Annotated in this window: 17 protein-coding genes and 1 pseudogene; 13 read left to right on the top strand and 5 right to left on the bottom strand. The window is 56.0% G+C overall.

What is annotated here, in order from left to right; translation table 11 throughout:
- Positions 1 to 6: 6 nt before the first annotated feature.
- From DQX05_RS03480 to DQX05_RS03460, 5 genes and pseudogenes are all read left to right on the top strand, one after another.
- A complete protein-coding gene (locus DQX05_RS03480; RefSeq protein ID WP_182914607.1) occupies positions 7 to 1,827 on the top strand; it encodes a non-ribosomal peptide synthetase in 1,821 nt (606 codons plus the stop codon).
- A gap of 189 nt (positions 1,828 to 2,016) precedes the next feature.
- Positions 2,017 to 3,083: pseudogene (locus DQX05_RS03475) on the top strand (amylo-alpha-1,6-glucosidase); the annotation flags it as partial.
- Between the two features lie 146 nt (positions 3,084 to 3,229).
- Positions 3,230 to 3,823 (top strand): hypothetical protein, encoded by a 594-nt coding sequence (locus DQX05_RS03470; RefSeq protein WP_119790910.1) that lies wholly within the window; start codon positions 3,230 to 3,232, stop codon positions 3,821 to 3,823.
- Positions 3,751 to 4,119 (top strand): hypothetical protein, encoded by a 369-nt coding sequence (locus DQX05_RS03465; RefSeq protein WP_119790908.1) that lies wholly within the window; start codon positions 3,751 to 3,753, stop codon positions 4,117 to 4,119. The genes DQX05_RS03470 and DQX05_RS03465 overlap by 73 nt, the downstream gene beginning before the upstream one ends.
- On the top strand, positions 4,089 to 4,343 hold the full coding sequence (locus tag DQX05_RS03460; protein WP_119790906.1) for a HAMP domain-containing protein: 255 nt from the start codon (positions 4,089 to 4,091) through the stop codon (positions 4,341 to 4,343). Before DQX05_RS03465 ends, DQX05_RS03460 begins: the two co-directional genes overlap by 31 nt.
- 216 nt (positions 4,344 to 4,559) lie before the next feature.
- Here DQX05_RS03460 and DQX05_RS31650 read toward each other — a convergent pair whose 3' ends face one another.
- The 5 genes from DQX05_RS31650 to DQX05_RS03440 all read right to left on the bottom strand — a co-directional run bounded on the left by DQX05_RS31650 (position 4,560) and on the right by DQX05_RS03440 (position 7,961).
- Positions 4,560 to 4,694: a hypothetical protein gene (locus DQX05_RS31650; protein WP_259391763.1), complete on the bottom strand. Its 135-nt coding sequence runs from the start codon at positions 4,692 to 4,694 to the stop codon at positions 4,560 to 4,562.
- 48 nt (positions 4,695 to 4,742) lie between these two features.
- Entirely contained in the window at positions 4,743 to 5,426 is a 684-nt protein-coding gene (locus tag DQX05_RS03455; RefSeq protein ID WP_119790904.1) for an SOS response-associated peptidase, read from the bottom strand.
- A 106-nt stretch (positions 5,427 to 5,532) separates the two neighbouring features.
- Positions 5,533 to 6,048, bottom strand: a complete 516-nt coding sequence (locus tag DQX05_RS03450; RefSeq protein WP_119790902.1) for a YhjD family protein — start codon at positions 6,046 to 6,048, stop codon at positions 5,533 to 5,535.
- Positions 6,045 to 7,352, bottom strand: coding sequence for a DNA polymerase IV (locus tag DQX05_RS03445; RefSeq protein WP_397334822.1), 1,308 nt, complete (start codon positions 7,350 to 7,352; stop codon positions 6,045 to 6,047). Before DQX05_RS03445 ends, DQX05_RS03450 begins: the two co-directional genes overlap by 4 nt.
- A 195-nt stretch (positions 7,353 to 7,547) precedes the next feature.
- Positions 7,548 to 7,961 (bottom strand): YhjD family protein, encoded by a 414-nt coding sequence (locus DQX05_RS03440; RefSeq protein ID WP_119790899.1) that lies wholly within the window; start codon positions 7,959 to 7,961, stop codon positions 7,548 to 7,550.
- A gap of 230 nt (positions 7,962 to 8,191) precedes the next feature.
- Between DQX05_RS03440 and DQX05_RS03435 the strand changes: the two genes are divergently transcribed.
- The 8 genes from DQX05_RS03435 (at position 8,192) to DQX05_RS03400 (ending at position 18,093) form a co-directional block, all read left to right on the top strand.
- The gene (locus tag DQX05_RS03435; RefSeq protein WP_087442961.1) at positions 8,192 to 8,716 is read left to right on the top strand and encodes a Crp/Fnr family transcriptional regulator; all 525 of its coding nucleotides are present in this window, start codon (positions 8,192 to 8,194) and stop codon (positions 8,714 to 8,716) included.
- Positions 8,717 to 8,896: 180 nt separating this feature from the next.
- Entirely contained in the window at positions 8,897 to 9,145 is a 249-nt protein-coding gene (locus DQX05_RS03430) for a spore coat associated protein CotJA (protein WP_119791426.1), read from the top strand.
- A complete protein-coding gene (locus DQX05_RS03425) occupies positions 9,142 to 9,417 on the top strand; it encodes a spore coat protein CotJB (protein WP_087442962.1) in 276 nt (91 codons plus the stop codon). Before DQX05_RS03430 ends, DQX05_RS03425 begins: the two co-directional genes overlap by 4 nt.
- Positions 9,418 to 9,465: 48 nt before the next feature.
- Positions 9,466 to 10,035, top strand: a complete 570-nt coding sequence (locus DQX05_RS03420; protein ID WP_119790897.1) for a manganese catalase family protein — start codon at positions 9,466 to 9,468, stop codon at positions 10,033 to 10,035.
- A 249-nt stretch (positions 10,036 to 10,284) separates the two neighbouring features.
- Entirely contained in the window at positions 10,285 to 11,304 is a 1,020-nt protein-coding gene (locus DQX05_RS03415) for a cysteine peptidase family C39 domain-containing protein (RefSeq protein ID WP_119790895.1), read from the top strand.
- The gene (locus tag DQX05_RS03410; protein WP_259391762.1) at positions 11,279 to 15,814 is read left to right on the top strand and encodes a non-ribosomal peptide synthetase; all 4,536 of its coding nucleotides are present in this window, start codon (positions 11,279 to 11,281) and stop codon (positions 15,812 to 15,814) included. Before DQX05_RS03415 ends, DQX05_RS03410 begins: the two co-directional genes overlap by 26 nt.
- Positions 15,815 to 15,831: 17 nt before the next feature.
- On the top strand, positions 15,832 to 17,361 hold the full coding sequence (locus DQX05_RS03405) for a serine hydrolase domain-containing protein (RefSeq protein ID WP_119790893.1): 1,530 nt from the start codon (positions 15,832 to 15,834) through the stop codon (positions 17,359 to 17,361).
- On the top strand, positions 17,362 to 18,093 hold the full coding sequence (locus DQX05_RS03400) for a thioesterase II family protein (protein WP_119790891.1): 732 nt from the start codon (positions 17,362 to 17,364) through the stop codon (positions 18,091 to 18,093).
- Positions 18,094 to 18,095 lie beyond the last annotated feature (2 nt).

The raw sequence follows: 18,095 nt of genomic DNA, 5'->3' as shown, positions 1-18,095 counted from the left end.
GATGTCTTGTTATTCGAAAAAACAGACTATACGCAAAATGGCGTGAAACATAGAACCATATACAGCTTTTTCGAGGAAATGGCCCGCAGCGTTCCTCACTATACGGCCATTACGTGCAAGGATGAGAGGATTACATACGCTGAATTATCGAATAAAGTAAATTCGCTTGCCGCTGGTTTACGAATGGAAAAGGTGGAGAAGCAAGATACCGTTGCCCTCATGATGAGAAGATCGATTGACGTGATTGCCGGCATGCTGGCCATTCTCAAAGTGGGCGCCGCCTATCTTCCCATTGATCCGGAATACCCGGAACGGCGGAAGACTTACATGCTGACGGATAGCCGTGCCTCCTTCTTATTAACCCATTCAGGTCTGGAGGCGGCAGGGGAACATGTCAAAGTGCTATATATTGATGAGCTGTACACGGCTAACCCTGAGTGCAACGAAAATGAATGCGAAGAACCGGCAGCGGATGATTTGGCTTATATCATCTATACATCAGGTTCGACAGGCCAGGCGAAGGGAGTCATGATTGAGCACAAGTCGGTTGTCAATTTTTTTGATGGGATGTCCGAAGTGATTGATTTTGCGGAAGGCAAGAAAATCCTCGCCTTAACGACGATCTCATTTGATATTTTTGTGCTGGAAGCGCTGCTTCCTTTGACCAGAGGGTTGACCGTCGTGATGGCCGATGAGGAGATGCCCAAAAATCCGAGATTGCTCGCTGATTTTATCCGGCATAACGACATTGATATGCTGCAAGCCACCCCATCTATGATGCGGCTGTTAGCAAGCCGTGATAATGAGCCGTTCGAATGTCTGCGCGGCTTGAAGGAAATCATGATCGGCGGGGAAGCTTTCCCCCAATCCTTGTTGAACCCTATGCGAAGGAAGACAAGCGCTAAAATTTATAATTTATATGGACCGACAGAGACGACAATATGGTCTACGGTGAGCGATGTCACCGCGAAAAACGACATGGATATCGGCAAGCCTATCCTGAATACGCATGTCTATATTATGGATGAGAGCAATCATACTGTTCCCGCCGGGGAAGAAGGGGAGCTGTGCATCGGAGGAAGCGGACTTGCCAGAGGATATGCACATCGGCCGGAGCTTACGGCGGAGCGGTTTGTTCTTAATCCATGTATTCCCGGGGAACGAATGTACAAGACCGGGGATCGGGTGAAGCTGCTGCCGGATGGCAACCTGCAATACCGCGGAAGAATCGATAATCAAGTGAAAATAAGAGGGCACCGGATCGAAGTGGAAGAAGTGGAAGGCGCCTTGATGGAACATCCGTATATACAACAGGCCGCTGTGGCTTCATGGCAGGATCAAGACAATCATAAATATTTATGTGCCTATGTCATCGCCGAGCATGAACTGCATCCGGGAGCGCTGCGGGAGTTCCTGAGTCACAGCCTGCCTGATTATATGATCCCTTCCTACTTCATTAGGCTGGACCACATGCCATACACGCTTAACGGGAAAATAGACAGAAAGGCGCTGCCTTTGCCTGAAAAAATACTGACTGCAAACGAGGGGCATGTACCGGATCAAGCGGAGGAGCATACGGATATCCTCTCCAAGATCAAGGCAATCATCGGAGCGAATGCAGAGATTGCGCTTCCCCTCGAACAGATCGGTCCGCACCGTCATTTATCCGACCTGGGTATTCACTCCATCACTTTTATTAAAATGATTGTTGCTTTAGAGACAGCATTTGATTTCGAGTTCCCCAGCGAGGATATCGACGCGGCCAAATATGTTACCGTACAGGATGTGGTTGCCTATGTAGAAAGCAAAGCAACGATTAAGAACTGATCCGCAAGCCGGCGCCAATACGCCGGCTTGTTTCTTTGCGCTCGAACTTTTACCTCGGGAGCGGGAGCAGGCGGGACAAGACAAAATAACCCCTCGCGCCGAACAAACGAACGAAGCGCGCGGCGCGGCCGGACATCTGGCCCCCCAAGTCCGCACAGCCCGGCGCCGTCTTGCCCGGCCGCCTATGAGGAGGGCTGTCTCCTTGCCGCCTATATTACCTGGTCCTGCGTCGTTCCGGCGGACGGGTATTTGCCGCGGCCGGCGATGTATATGTCCAAGAACTGGATGACCAACATCTGGAGCTGGGATCATTGCTTCAACGCGATGGCGCTCATTCGCGAGCAGCCGGCCTTGGCGTGGGATCAGTTCATGATCTTCTTCGATCGCCAGGACAAGAGCGGAGTGCTGCCGGACTTCATGAACGACAAATACGCTCTCTGGAACTGCTGCAAGCCGCCAATTCACGGCTGGACGCTGTCCTGGATGATGGAGCGCAGCGAATGGATCGGCCCCGAGCAGCTCCAGGAGGTGTACGGGCCGCTCTCCCGGTGGAGCGAGTGGTGGTCCCATTATTGCGACGATGACGGAGACGGCATGCCGCAATACAGCCACGGCAATGAGAGCGGCTGGGACAACAGCACGATCTTCCACGAGCCGGGCGCCGTGGAGAGCCCCGATCTGGGGGCTTATCTCGTGCTGCAGTGCGATGCGCTGGCCGAGATCGCCCGCTGGCTGGCGCGTCCGGAAGAGGCGGCAGCCTGGAGCCGGCGAGCGGATCGGACGCTGGAGCGGATGCTGGCGGGACGGCCGCATGACGGCCGTGCGCACCGGCACGCATGAGCCGATCGGCGAGGACAGCCTGATCGCGTGCCTGCCGATCGTGCTCGGACGCCGGCTGCCGCAGGAGATCTGCGCGGCGCTCGTGCAGGCGCTGGCGGATGAGCAGCGCTTCTTCACGCCGCACGGCTTCGCGACGGAGAGCATCGGAAGCCCGGCCTATGAGCCGGACGGCTATTGGCGCGGCCCGATCTGGGCCCCGGTCATGATGCTGCTCGTCGACGGCCTTGCTCGTAGCGGCGAGGAAGAGCTGGCCGCCGAGGCGGCGCGCCGCTTCTGCGATATGGCCGCCCGCAGCGGCATGGCGGAGAACTTCGATGCCCTGACAGGGGAAGGGCTGCGCGACCGGGCCTTTACGTGGACATCGAGCGTCTTCCTCATGCTGGCCCCATGAATATGCGCGCCCGCGCAGCGAATAGGGAAGAGGCCGACAGGAGATTCGATAAGCTTGATTTGGAAGGACACACGCCATTGCAGCAGTAAAATCGTGTGTCTTTTTCTCTTGTCCTTCCTTGATATAGTAAGGACACCACATCGCCGCGACACCGCAGAAGGAGAATTGCCTATGGCCCGCATCCCTTGGCCACGGCGCAATCTGCGCGTCAAGCTGGTCGGGCTGTTCCTTGGGGCGGCCGTCTTGCCGCTGTTCACGCTTGGCCTGTTGTCCTATTTCAAGTCGTCCAAGCTGCTGCAGGAGCAATTCGGGCGCTACGGCTCGAATTCGGTGATGCAGCTTCAGCATCAATTGGACACCGAGCTGAATCGTCTGCAGCTGATGGCCGGCTACATTCAGTCTTATCTGCTGAACCCGGCCAGACGGGTGCTGTATACCGAGATCCCGTCGACTTACGGGGAGCTGAAGGATCAATATGAGCTGGAAGAAATGCTGAATGCGCTGCGGACGGCCAAGGATCGGGGCATTTTTATCGTGACCGAATCCGGTTATTTCTATGGCGAGAACAGCATCGATACGAGCCTGCTGTTCGCGGAGCCGTGGTGGCAGGCGATGCCGCCCGACTACAACGGCGAGTACTGCCCGGCTTGTACACGCCACGCCATTACAAGAAGGCGGACAAGGAGGAAAGGGTGCTCGGCCTGGTTGTCCCGATTCGCAACCAGAGCGGGCCGCTGCGGAACGGGCGCATCCTGCTGGAAATGAAAGCGGATAACTTGTCCGCGCTGTTCTCTTCCTTCGAAAAGGATACGCATGCCATGCTGACGATTACGGACGGCGCGGGACGGACGATCTACCGTACGGCGGCGGCGGAGGCCGCCAAGCCGGATGATATGATATGGAATACGAAGCTGGCTTCGAACGACTGGACGATCGAAGCACGGATGCCGCATGGCCTGTTCTATCAGTCGACTGACGTCATCCGATCCTATACGGCGATCGGGTTCGTGCTGTCGGTCCTGCTGGCCTTATGCTCGGTTATTTGTTCTCCTCGACCGTGACGAGGCGAATCAAGCGGTTGAAGGAATCGATGCTGCTGGCCGGAAGCGGCAAGTTCGGCACGCGCTTGACCGTGCGCGGCGAGGACGAGTTGAGTGTGCTCGCTCACAGCTTCAACCGGATGGCCGGACAGGCCGGCCGAGCGGAGGCGTGGCAGGCAGGGGGCGGGGGCAGGGCCTGGCCTGAACGCAAGAGGGGCTGTCCCATCAGCAGTGTTTCGCTGTAGTGAGACAGCCCCTAATTCTCAAAGCCCGGCTTGCCGAAATGTCGAAATAATGCAGAAATGCAGCTTTCTATTATGAGGTTTCGCCCGTAGCAGGGATTCCTGCAAAACTGCATGAATTTCAGGCTGTGCAGTAGATAAAAAGCCAAAATCGGCGGAAATAATGCACTTTTACAGGAATGTAATAAAATATCGGTTCAGATGGCATAAATTCCTGTATTAACGCAGGATTTTACTGCGACCTCCTTCTTCCACCGCCAGCGCCATGAGAAGCTGCGGCATCTGGATCTGTCGCCGCTTCTCCATCGCCCGTCCTGCCTCTATATTATCTGTAAATCCCGTCTTGCCCCGCATCCTTGCACTGCCCGCCTATGGGACAGCCTTTTGCCGGACCGAGTATCGTCAGGAGAGCGGCTCAATGCAAGCGGGATCATCCGTCTTCGCATTGCCTACCCGCTTGTGTACCGGATAGGCTTGAAGCTCATCAGCCGGACAGGGCCGCAGAAGCGGCTCCAGCCGCAGCGTGTCAGTCGTGCCGCGATCGAGCCACATCGTCATCTGCTCGGGCGGCACGATGACGGGCATCCGGTCATGTATCGGAGCCATCAGCTCGTTCGGTTCGGTCGTGATGATCGTGCAGGTGCTTACCTTGCGCCCTTCGGCATCGAACCAGGTGTCGTACAGGCCGGCGAACTGGAAGAGGCCGCCGTCCCGTCTTACGATCCGGATCGGCTGCTTCGCGCCGTCCGGCTCCATTCTCCATTCGTAGAAGCCGTCCGCCGGAATGAGGCAGCGCTTGCGCTCGAACGGAAGGCGGAAGGCCGGCTTGCTGCGCAGCGTCTCGGCGCGGGCGTTCATGGTCCGCCAGCCGATCTTCTCGTCCTTGGCCCAGGAGGGGATCAGCCCCCAGCGGAGCGGGCCGATTCTCAGCTTCGAGCCGTCATGGATGACGGCCGGGATGGGCTGGCCCGGAGCGATATTGAAGCGGGGCCCGTAAGAGATCAGAGCCGCAGCCGCGTCCTCCTCCAGCGCATAATAGGCGAGCAGCTCCTCCAAGCTCACCGTCAATGAATATCTCCCGCACATGCTTCTCCCTCCCTTTTTCTAGAACGATTTCATTATACCCGATGGCCGCAGCCTCCTCCAATGACCGCGCCCGGATCAGCTAGGCCTCGACGCGGCCGGTCCCCAGTCACGCCCGGATGGAGGAATTTCGGAGAGCCGCCACCAGATGATCGGTATATCTTCCCAGCCTCTTGCTCATATCGGCCCGCATATATTCCCGCGTAATGAGGAAGCTGCCCTCATGGCCGCGGCATGTATACGGGTACGTAATCGCCTGGCCGTCATGCTCCCCTGTGAACAGATGGATGTTCTTGTCCAGCATGGCGCGTCCTGCCTTGGATAAATCCCGGTCAATATGCTGGGCGAGGATCTGGGCGGCCTGGGAATAGAGCGACTTCAGCGTTTCGGAGGAGCGCTCGATGTCCCGGATTTTTCGGGTCACCATGGTCTGCAAATGGGAGAGCATGACATAATTTTTCATCAGCTCCAGCTCTTCCCGCTTCGGAGGGGAGGGCGGAACAGGGGGAGCAGGCTGGGCGGGCTGATCGAGGTCGAGGCGGCGATTCAACAAGGCTTCCTTATGCTGGGGAAGCATCATTCTGCTCGATTCCCACAAACCGTTTTTTTGGAGTTTTTTGCTCATTTATAATGCCCCCCGATTTTGGCCGCCCGGTCTGCTGCCTGACCGGCGTCGGTCAGGGAGGAGGCGCGAACGATCGCCGCATTGCCGTACCGTTCCTTGATGCCGTCCGTAGCCTTCTCCAGTGCTCTGGTCTTTTCCTGATCCTCGAACAAGGTAAGCTGATACAGTTGATCGTCCACCAGCTTGCTTAACGTGATGCCGGCGCGGCGGACCGGCCTGCGGTTCCAGAACGTATAGAAAATCTGCTTGGCCGCTGCAAATACTTTGTTCGTATTATTTGTCGGATCCGGCATTGTCATTTGGCGGGAGAACCCGGTCGGCGCTTCGTACGGGCTGCACATGCAGCTGACTGTGACCACCGAGCCCATATATCCTTTGCGCCGGCAATCCCGGCACACGTCCTCCGTAAGCTCAAGCAGAATCGTATTCACTTCCGATTCCGAGGCGTAGTCCCGCGGCAAGGTCATCATATGGCCGACCGATTGCGGCGGCGTACGGAACGTATCCGGGGAGACGGGGCTGTCATCGAGGCCGTTGGCGGTGCGCCACATCACTTCGGCATGAATATCCGACTGCTTGCCGAAGCGGGCGCGGAACTTGTCTTTGAGCTGCGGCAGCGGGGTTCTGGCGATATCTCCGATAGTCGTCATGCCCAGGCGGGCAAAATGGGCCGTCATGCGGGAGCCGACACCGAACATTTTGTTGACCGGCTGAGACCACAGCAGCGTCTCGATGTCGGAGGGAGTCAGGGCGAAGATGCCCTCTTTGTTTTTCTTGGCCCATATATCCGTTGCCATCTTGGCCAGTATTTTATTGGAGCTGATCCCGATCCGGATCCATACTCCGGTCTGGTCGAGCACGCTGCGCTGAATCTCTCTGGCCATGGTGACAGGGTCTCCGAACAGCGTCCGGCTGCCGGTCACATCGAGAAATTGCTCATCGACGCTGAACGTTTCGACGAGATCGGTGAATTGTTCATAGATTCGCGTAATGAGCAGCGAGACGTCAATATAATGCTGCATGCGGGGGCGCATCACGATCAGGCGGGGGCATTTGTTCAGGGCTTCCCCAAGCCGTTCCGCCGTTGTTACTCCATAGCTTTTGGCTATCGGGCAAGCGGCGAGAATGATCCCCGATCGGCGCGCGGGATCCCCGGACACAACGAGCGGCATATGTTTATATTCCGGGTGCTCCGCTTTTTCCACGCTGGCATAGAAGCTTTGGCAGTCCGCCAAAAAGATAATCCGTTCCTTGCTTCCGCTCAATGTAACCACCTCAACCAATCGAATCTGAAATAAGAACATGCATTCGTGTTAATTATATACCGAACATATATTCTCTATGCAAATGAAGTTTATGGAATCGGATGGCGGTTCGCGCTTATACAAACAATACCGCTGGCTTGCCGGAGCTACGTTCCGATAAGCGGCGGTATGGGGCTGCGCTCTGGGCTGTGCTATGGGGCGGAACGGATGCCGTTCCGCCGCCTGGGATGCGGCTTAGCTGTCTGCGTCCCCCTCCGGTTCCCCCGGGTCACAGATATGCAAGTAGCGCTGCAGCAGGCTCTTCACCTCGGCCCGGATCAGGCCGCGAAGCATGTAGAAGGAGCGGTGGTAGCCCCGGCACACGTATTGCACGCGCACGCCGTGCTCCAGCCGTTCCTCGGACACGATCTTAATCCCGCGGTGCCGGAACTGCTTCCGGATGCGGAACAGATCGGAGGCGGCGTCATCCTGCGCCAGGCGCAGCCCCTGGATATAAATTTCCCCCATCTTCAGCCCCGAGACGGCAATGCGGCCAATATCGCGCTCAAGCACGTCGAGGACAAGGGTCTGAAGGGTATACTGCTTCACCAGCAGGGCGTCTTCCCCGTCATGAGGCGGAGGCCCGCTTGTCGCGGACAATAAAGTCATACCGGGTTCCTCCTTGGATAACATCCATCCATGCGGCCCCCCGGATTGGGAACGGGGAGCGCGGATATGATTATAACCTCATTATACGAACCTGTGTTCTGTTTTATAACTAATATAGCGAACAAACATTCCGGTTTCAATGGGTAAATGATGGTGAAAGGGGTCAAAATGGTTTACAATAAGAACAGAGGAAAAGGAAAGAGCCGGGATGGAAGAAGGAGTGAACAGGAATGAAGATTACACTGCATCGCGGGGAGATATTATTCCGCCAAGGCGATCCGGGCACGTATCTGTACCGGATTGTGAGCGGCTTGTTCAAAGTGACCCGGCTGCATGAGAACGGGAACATCGTGCTGTTCAATATATTGTATCCGGGCGAGATGGTGCCGCATCATTCCCTTATTTCCCCGAAGGATTGCCATGGGACGGCGACGGCTATGGTAACCGGCACGGTCGAGCGGATAGAAGCGGAGGCGTGGTATGAGGAGCTGCGGAATGATTCCGGGAAAGCGCTCGAAGTCGCCAAGCTGCTCCAGGAGAAGCTTCGCTTCATGCAGCAGCGGCTCGATCATCTGACGATCGGATCGCCCGCCGAGCGGCTCGCGCTGCTGACCCGGTGGCTGGACAGCATGACGAACAAGACCCCGCTTACCGATATGCTGACGCAAGAAGAGATCGGGCAGCTGATCGGGGTGCGGCGCGAGACGGTCAACCGTCTGCTCCGGCAGGGCGATAATTCCATGACGAAGCGATGAACGGGCAAGCCGTTCAGCAGACACATTGCTGCTGAGCGGCTTATTTTCATGTCATGGGACATTCCAGATAGCTCATATGAGTAGGAAGTGAAGCGTTATTTTTAATTATCCGTTTGAAAAAGGAGGTTACCGAGGATCATGGAGAACGAGCAAGCGCGTGGCTGGGCCGAGCCGGCAGCGATGCCGTCCGCATGCGGGCCGGGAGCGCATTCGCAGGAAAGGTTCTATATACCGTTCCGGGGGCCATGGGATCCTTGCCCGCCGTTGCCCTACAAGACCTATGTCGTGCCGCCGAACTTGTTCATTACGTTTCAGCCCCCGAATTTGCCGCAATTCCCGCCACCGCAGGCGCTGCGGTGCGGAACGCTGTGGCCGGCATTATTCAGTCCTTATCGGCCGAAGGGCAGACGGGAGGAGGGAACGGCTTGAGCACACATGGCACGCACCCGTTCTGCACTCAGGAGTACTATGACAGCCTGCTGCAGCTGCAGGAAATCGATTTTGTGCTGATCGAGCTGAATCTGTATCTGGATACGCATCCCGAAGACAATCAGGCGATCCAGCAGTTCAATCACTATGTTCATGAACGAATGAAGGTGGCGAGGCATTTCCAGGAGAGGTTCGGCCCCCTGCAGGCCGGCGGCTTTTATTCGAAATGCCCTTGGTCCTGGACCGACACGCCGTGGCCGTGGCAGGTGTAACGGAAGTCTCGAGGAAGACGGGGAAGCAATGTTAGGAGGGAAGCGGCATTGTGGGTATATGAGAAGAAGCTTCAATATCCGGTTCGCGTCAGCAAATGCGATCCGCGCATGGCTAAGCTGTTGCTGGAGCAGTACGGCGGCGCCGATGGGGAGCTGGCGGCGGCGCTTCGCTATTTGAATCAGCGCTACTCGATTCCGGATAAGGTCATCGGCTTGCTTACCGATATCGGGACGGAGGAATTCGCACACTTGGAAATGATTGCCACCATGGTCTACAAGCTGACCAAGGATGCGACGCCGCATGAATTGGAAGCGGCCGGACTCGGGGCGCATTATGTCTCCCATGACAGCGCGCTGTTCTATGAAAATGCGGGCGGGGTGCCCTGGACGGCGACCTATATTCAGGCGAAGGGCGATCCGATCGCCGACTTGTACGAGGATATCGCTGCCGAGGAGAAGGCACGGGCGACGTATCAATGGCTGATCGATATGACGGATGATGTCGATTTGCAGGACGGTCTGAAATTTTTGCGGGAACGGGAAGTCATCCACTCGCTCCGGTTCAGGGAAGCGGTGGAGATTTTGAAGGAACAGCGGGATGCGAAAAAAATATTTTAACAGGTCAGGGTGAAGCCGGTGCCGCCAAGGACGCCGGCTTTTTGTTTATGGCGCAACGGACACAATAACGTCAAGAGATGATGTGAAATAAATGTTAAAATATTAAGTCTATATTGACAAGAATAAACATCTATGGGAATATTATTTCTGCGTATGAAAAAAGTAGAAAACCGACGATATTGAAGAAAATTATATTATGTTTCATTTTTTTACATAATATTCAATTTAAGAGAGAGGTGGCTTACCGGTTTGGGTGTCAAGGAACTGGAGCTCATCATTCCGCCCATTGTTGGGTATCAGTATGTGGCCTACCCCCTATGCACGGCGCTCGCCCGCCAAGAGGCCTTGCCGTGGTTTTACAACAATTTCATTCACCTTTATTGCCATCAGGATCTTGAAGAAGAACGGGCTTCCCGATCCGTGCCGCTGACATTTTACGGAGAGGATTTCCTGCGGTGTCCGTGGCTGATTACACAAAAATTGGAGCGGGAATTCGTGCTTGATTCACAGCCAGGAATTGTCGAATTTTTGGTAAATAGTATCAATTCCGGCTACACGATTTCTCTTTATGTCGACGAGTTCTATATCCCCCGCAGACGCGTGTATCGCCAGGTACACTACGCCCACGATATTCTGGTGTATGGTTACGATGCCGGCAAGAGAGTATTCTTCGTGCTCGGCTATGACGAGGAGATGCAGTTCCGCAAGACGCTCGTGCCGTTTCATGAACTGGAGCAAGGCTTCCAGCATCTCGAATGGACGGACCGCTACGAAGAGCAAATCTATTTGTACAAATTCAATAGAACCGGAAGCTACAGCCTCGATCCCGCATTCATCAAAGAATCGCTGGAACAATATCTGTCCGGCTGCGATGTCTCCTGGCGCCACCGGGGGACGGCCGATCCATGGGAGCGTGCCTTCGGCGTCAACGTATATCCCGCATTAATTCGCAATATGCCGGCGCTGGTGCGCAAACGCGATATCCGGCCTATCCACATTTTGTGGGAGCATAAAAAAACGATGAGAATGCGCATCGACTATTTGAGCGAACGCCAGCTTCTTCCACCGGCATTTACAGGGTGCTTCCGGCCGATAGAGGAGCAAGCTTTTGCTCTGCGGCATGTACTGATGAAGTACGCCTTGACCGGAGACGATGCCATTCTGGAGCAAGGAATCAATGAGATGACTTCCGTTAAGGACAGCGAAAAGCAGATATTGGAGTCCGTGGCAGAAGCGCTGGAACTTGCTCCTCAACCATCCGCAACTTAACCGATTGGAGGTCATTTCCCTGGAAGAGTCCACGCTGTACCCGTTAACACATCCGCAAAAGCGAATCTGGTATGTGGAAAACATATACCCGGGCACGAGCATTCACAACATCGGAGGACTTATCAAAATTTACGGCCCTGTTGATTTTCAGTTGCTTGAGGAAGCGATCAATCTGTTCGTCAAGCACAACGACGCCATCCGCATCCGGCTAATCGAACGGGACGAGGCGGTGTGGCAGAGCGTCACAGCGTATCGAAGACGAACATTTCCGTTCATCGACTTCACGGATCGTTTCTCCGATACCGATGTCGATGCCTGGGTCAGCGCGGAGTTCGCCAAGCCGCTGCCGCTGGACGGGGAATCTCTGTATGAGTTTACCCTCGTAAAAATTAGCGAGACGGAAAGCGCATATCTGACGAAAGTCCATCATATCATTTCCGACGGGTGGTCTTTTCAATTGATGACCACGCACATCAACCAAATTTATACGCAGTTGATGCAAGGGCAGGCAGGTCAGCAGGTAGACCGGCCCAGCTATGTAGACTACATCGAACAAGAGCATGCCTATTTGTCGTCTTCCCGCTTCACGAAAAATAAACACTACTGGCAACAAAAATTCGAGAGCGTCCATGACATTGTTGCCTTGCACACGACGGCAAGCGGCACCACAGGCAAACGTCAAAAATTCCTGATCAGCCCGCACACTTCAGAAGCCATTCGCTCCTTCGTCCATGAGCATCGAATTTCGCTGAACACCTTTTTTGTAGCAACGATGCTCATTTACCTCCACAAAGCAACTCACCAAGACCGCATCATGATAGGCACACCTGTATTGAATCGCACCGGAGCCAAGGAAAAAAGCACATTCGGCATGTTTACCAGCACGATGCCGTTCCTGGCTGACATCGAACGCGATACGCCATTCTCCACGTTCCTACATAACATCAATCATGAACTCATCCAATGTTACTTCCATCAGAAATATCCTTACAACTTGCTCGTGCAGGACCTTCAGCTTCACAAACGAGGATTGGATCAATTATTTCAAGTATGCGTGAACTATTACAATACCGCATTCGATCAGAGCTTCGGCCCCGGATGGAAAATGCAGCAAATCGAAGCGCATAACGGCAACCAATTGTATCCTTTGCAGCTCATCGTCACCGAATGGTCGGCGAATGAAGGGCTGGAGCTGTATTTCGATTATAAAACAGGCGATTATACGGATTCGCACATTGATGAGATGTATCGCCGTCTGGCTTACATAGCGGATCAAGTCGTAAGCCGCCCGGAGGCCGCCATCCGCGATGTGCAGCTGCTGCTGCCAGGGGAGCGCGCGGAGCTGCTGTACGCCTGCAACCGGACGGAGCGTGAATATCCCGCGTCCGCAACGATATTGCAACTGTTCGAAGAACAAGTCGAACGGACACCGGACCGCATCGCCGTCGCCTGCGACGGGCAAACACTCACCTATGAAGAACTGAACGCCCGGGCCAATCGGCTGGCCCGCACGCTGCTGAAGAGTGGGATTGGCCCGCATACGCCAGCGGCCGTCATGGGGCGGCACTCGCTCTCGATCGTGGTCGGAATATGGGCGGTCATCAAGGCGGGAGCCGCGTATCTTCCGATTGACCCCGATTACCCGCAGGAACGGATCGAATATATATTGCGGGACAGCGGGGCTTCCCATCTGCTTACGCACGGCAGCGAATGGGAGCGCTTGTCGTATGACGGCGCCGTTATTGACCTCGATGACGAACGGATCTACGAAGCCGACGGGAGCAATCTGCCAGCACAGGGAGCGGCAGACGATTTGGTCTATATCATTTATACCTCGGGCTCCACGGGGAACCCCAAAGGGACGATGATCGAACACCGCGGCCTGGTGAACTATATCTGGTGGGCCAGTAAGACATATCTTCGCGCTCCCGACGAAGTTGTTGCCCTGTATTCTTCAATTGCATTCGATTTGACGGTGACTTCCATCTTTATGCCGTTACTTAGCGGCAATCGGATTGAAATCTATCAGGACAGCGGGAACGAATTCATTATTCACCGTATTTTACGCGACAACAAGGCAACGGTCATCAAGCTGACGCCGGCACATCTGGCGCTGATCAAAGACGTCGATTTGAGCGCATCCGCCGTCCGGACCTTCATTGTGGGCGGCGAGGATTTGAAGTGCGCGCTCGCCCGTCACATTCACGAACAGGCCTGCGGCGGAATTGCTATTTACAACGAGTACGGACCGACCGAAACGGTGGTCGGCTGCATGATTTACCCGTTCGATCCGGAACGGGACAAGGGATCATCGGTACCGATCGGGCAGCCGATTGACAATGTGCAAATTTATTTGCTCGATCAGAGGCTGGAACCGGTCCCGAACGGAACGATTGGCGAGCTATATATTTCCGGGGACGGCGTTGCCCGCGGCTACTTGCATAGACCGGAACTGACGCGGGAGCGTTTTGTGGACAACCCGTTCCTGCCCGGCAAGAGAATGTACCGAACCGGCGACTTGGCCATGCGCCATCATCATGGCGATATCGTGTATCTGGGGCGAATCGATCACCAGGTGAAAATAAAAGGGTACCGCATTGAAATGGGGGAAATCGAGCATCAGCTGCTTGCCCTGGCCCCGATTGAAGAAGCGGTCGTGGTGGACTGGACCGGGGAGGACGGGCAGCAGCATCTCGTCGCTTATTTCGTTGCGGCGGGGCGGATCACTGCTCTGGAACTGCGGATGAAGCTGGCGGAGGTACTGCCTTCCTACATGATTCCGGCCTATTTTGTCCGGCTCGATCAACTCCCGCTTACGCCGAACGGCAAAGTCGATCGCCGGCTTTTGCCCGCTCCGGAGCAGGCGCCTGAACAGAACGATGCCGATGCATCCGGTCCTGTTGCAGCGTTATTGACGGATATTTTCAAGGACGTGCTGCAGGCGGATCATATCGGAGTTCACGACAATTTTTATCATATGGGTGGCGATTCGATCAAAGCGATCCAAATTGCGTCGCGAGTGACCGCGTCAGGCTACAGGCTAAAGGTGCAGCAGATTTTGAGCTACCCGGTTATCCACGAGCTGGCCGCGCTGATGGACATGAATCAGTCTGAACCGGTTGCGCAAGGCCCGTGCACCGGGGCGCTTAAGCCGCTGCCGATCACGTCCTGGTTTTTCCGCCAGCAATGGAGCAACCCGCACTACTATGCCCAATCGATTCTCGTTCGCCTCAAGCATCCGGTCACGGCAGCGCAGCTGCAAGACGCGTTATACGCGCTAATCCAGCATCATGACGCATTGAGGCTTCAGGTTGACGAAGCGGCCGGAATTCTGGCATACCGGCCTGTCGAGCGGGATGACGTGGAGATTGCCTGCTGCAATCTTGTCTGCCATTCGGAGGAGGAACGGCCCGCGGAGTTGAAGCAGCGCGCCGAGTCGTTCAAAGCGAGTATGCGGCTCGGACAAGGTCTGCTATTTAAATCGCTTTTATTTGATGAAGGCGTACAGGGACAGTCTCTTTTGCTGACGGCGCATCATTTGGTCGTCGATGGGGTATCTTGGCGTATTTTGCTGGAGGACCTCGATCGGCTGCTGCAATCGCTGCTCGGTAGCCAGAGCCTGCCATTGCCGGACAAAACGCATTCCGTCCAGGCGTGGGCAGACGCAATCGAAGCGTACAGCCGCGAGCGGGCGCTGGAGCATTTGGCATACTGGCAGTCGGTCTCCACCGAGGCGGAAGACAGCTTGACTGCCGACTTCCCGGCAGCTGACGATCGGCATGCCGTATGCGGCACATTGGTCAGGGAATTGTCCAAGGAAGAGACGCACCGGCTGCTGCGGGAGGCCAATGCTCGATTCCGCACGCAGACAAGCGATCTGCTGGTCGCTTCCTTGGCCATGACGCTTGGCGGCTTCACCGGCAAGGAGAACATCACGATCGAGCTGGAGGGGCATGGGCGCGAGGAGTTGTTCGACAGCCTGGACGTGTCCAGAACGGTCGGCTGGTTCACTTCGATGTATCCGGTCAACCTCCGCCTGCCCGGCACAGAGCCTGCCGGCATCATCAAGAGCGTCAAGGAACAGCTTCGCTCTATTCCGAACAAGGGAATTGATTATGGCATCTTGTCATACATCGCCGGCCGCATCCCGGAGACAGGCAGGAGCTTGCTTCGCTTCAATTACATGGGGGAGATCGACAATCATCTGCAGAGCACGGTGCTGGAAATTACAGATGAGGACACGGGAAGCGACATCTGTGCGAGCAACCGGCTGTCATGCTTGGCCGATGTCGTGGCCATCGTGATTGATAAGCAACTCCAAGTCCGGATGTCATACAGTACGGCCAAGTTCAAGCCGCAGTCGATGGAGGCGTTCATGGACGCTCTGATGCAGCGGCTGGTCGGAGTAATTAGACTGTGCGCGGAGACGGGGCAGTCCGACTTTACGCCATCCGACTTCGAGACGGTGAAGCTCACCGAAGACGAGCTGAACGTTCTCTTCAGTTCATAAGGGGGAGAAGGAACGTGATGAAGAAGTTTGCCGTTTATCTATTTATTGCGGCGCTGCTTGTCAGTCCGGCAGTGCTAGCCGCCGAAGAGGGAGCCCCTTCTCCGCCGGGGCGGCCGGTTGCGGACGAAGCCGCTATCGAGCGGTTCGTGGAGGCCGAGTTGGAGAAGGCGCACAGTCCCGGCGCCGCGGTTGTCATCGTGAGCGGAGATCAGGTGGTCTATGCGAAGGGCTTCGGGCTGGCCGATCGGGAGGCCGGAATTCCGGCAACAAGCTCTACCTTGTTTCAATTGGGCTCGACCTCCAAAGCGTTTACCGGCTTGGCCTTGCTGGAACTGGAGCAGCAGGGATCGCTCCGGCTCGATGACCCGGTCACCCGCTACCTTCCGTGGCTCCAACTGAATTATGAAGGGGATCCGGCCAAGGTGACGATCGCCCAACTGCTGCATCATACGAGCGGGGTGCCGTTCTCCTCGATCGCGTCGATTCCGGCGGATTCGGGAGAGCAGGCGCTGGAACGCACGGTGCGGGCTCTGTCGGGAACCGAACTGGATACCGTTCCGGGAACCAAGTATCAATATGCCACCATTAATTATGATGTTCTGGGCTTGGTTATCCAGGACGTATCGGGCATGTCTTATGAGGCCTATATGTCCCGAATGCTGCAGCGGCTTGGATTGAATGACACCGCGCCGATGGCGCAGCTGAACGAGCGGCAGCGGCTGGCCGCAGGATACAAGATCGGGTTCGGTTCGCCGCGGCGGTATGAGGCTCCCGATTATAGGGGGAACACGCCTGCCGGCTACTTGATCTCCAATGCGGACGATATCGGGTGGTGGTTGCTGCTTCAGCTGGGAGCGGCCGGCATATCCGCAAGTGACCGGGCGCTAATCGAACGCTCGCACCGGCCCGATACGACCGTGGGGCCCGATGAGAATGGCGCTTACTATGCCGCGGGGTGGTTCGTGTCAGCCGGCGGGAAGGAACTATCGCACCAAGGCTCCAACCCCAACTTTTCGTCGTATGTCATCATCCGGCCGCAGGAGCGGCTTGGCGTAGGCGTGCTTTCCAATATCAATTCCGCGTACACGTTTCACATTGGCACCGGCTTGATGAGTTTGCTGCGGGAACAGGAGCCGCCGCCTGCCCAGGCCGACTTCTACCCGCAGCTCGACAGGATAGCCATGGTTGGGCTGGCGATCATTGCCGTCAGCCTAACCGTTACGGCAGCGGCTGCGATTCGCATCCCGCTCCAATTGCGCCGCAAGCGGCGCGCCTTCATCCCGCCGCGGGGAAGGCGGCTCTTCGTCCTCGGCACCGCAATTGTGATAGCGGGCGCATGCTTCCAGGGAATCGGGAAGCTGCTTGACAAGGTTTTGGCGGGCTTGCCGCTCGATGTAGCTGCGGTATGGAGTCCCGTCAGCGTCATCTGGTTCATCTACGCGTTCTACCTTGCCGTTGGAATCGCCTTCCTGTTCTTTGTCGCGGTCTGGCTGTTGCCCAAGGTGAGGCGTCCGCCCCTGCCCATCCACGCTGAGGAGGTGAAGTAAATGAAATGCAAGCTGTTTTGCCTGCCCCATGCCGGCGGTTCCGCTACCATCTACATGCGGTGGAAACGTTACCTGCGCGACGGCATTGAATTGCATCCGCTTGAGCCGGCCGGCCGGGGAAAAAGATTGGCTGAGCCCCATTACGGCAGCCTGGATGAAATGATCGACGATTTATGCGGATGCCTGGAGCGGCAATTGGACGGTTCCGACTTCGCTTTCTTCGGTCACAGCATGGGAGCGCTTGTCGCTTACGAACTGACGCATGCCATCAAGCGGAGAAGGGGGCGGGAACCGGTTCATCTTTTCGTATCGGGAACCTATCCTCCCCATGCCCAGAAGATCAACATCCTCCATTCGCTGTCTGACGACAGGCTGCGTGAGGAACTCAAGCGGTTGGGAGGAACCGAGGGAGAGCTCCTCGAGCGGGAAGATCTCCTGCGGCTGTTTTTGCCGGTGCTGCGCAGAGACTTGGAGTTGGTCGAGACGCACCGCTTTGAGGATAAGCCGGATCAGATTCACTGCAATATGTCCGTACTGAGCGGCACAGAAGATAGGGCCACCGCCGGCTATGACCTGTCGGAGTGGTCCAGATATGGCAGCCGGGCTTGTCGTTTTTATGAATTCGAGGGAGGCCACTTTTTTATAAATGAACATATTGTTCAGGTGGTGTCGCTCATCAATGAGGCATTATGCAGTCCACAATTTCAGATGTCCGCAAAAAAGGAGCCGTGAAC

Source organism: Paenibacillus thiaminolyticus, assembly GCF_003591545.1.
Lineage (GTDB): Bacteria > Bacillota > Bacilli > Paenibacillales > Paenibacillaceae > Paenibacillus_B > Paenibacillus_B thiaminolyticus_A.
This window is presented reverse-complemented; position numbering and strand designations above follow the sequence as displayed.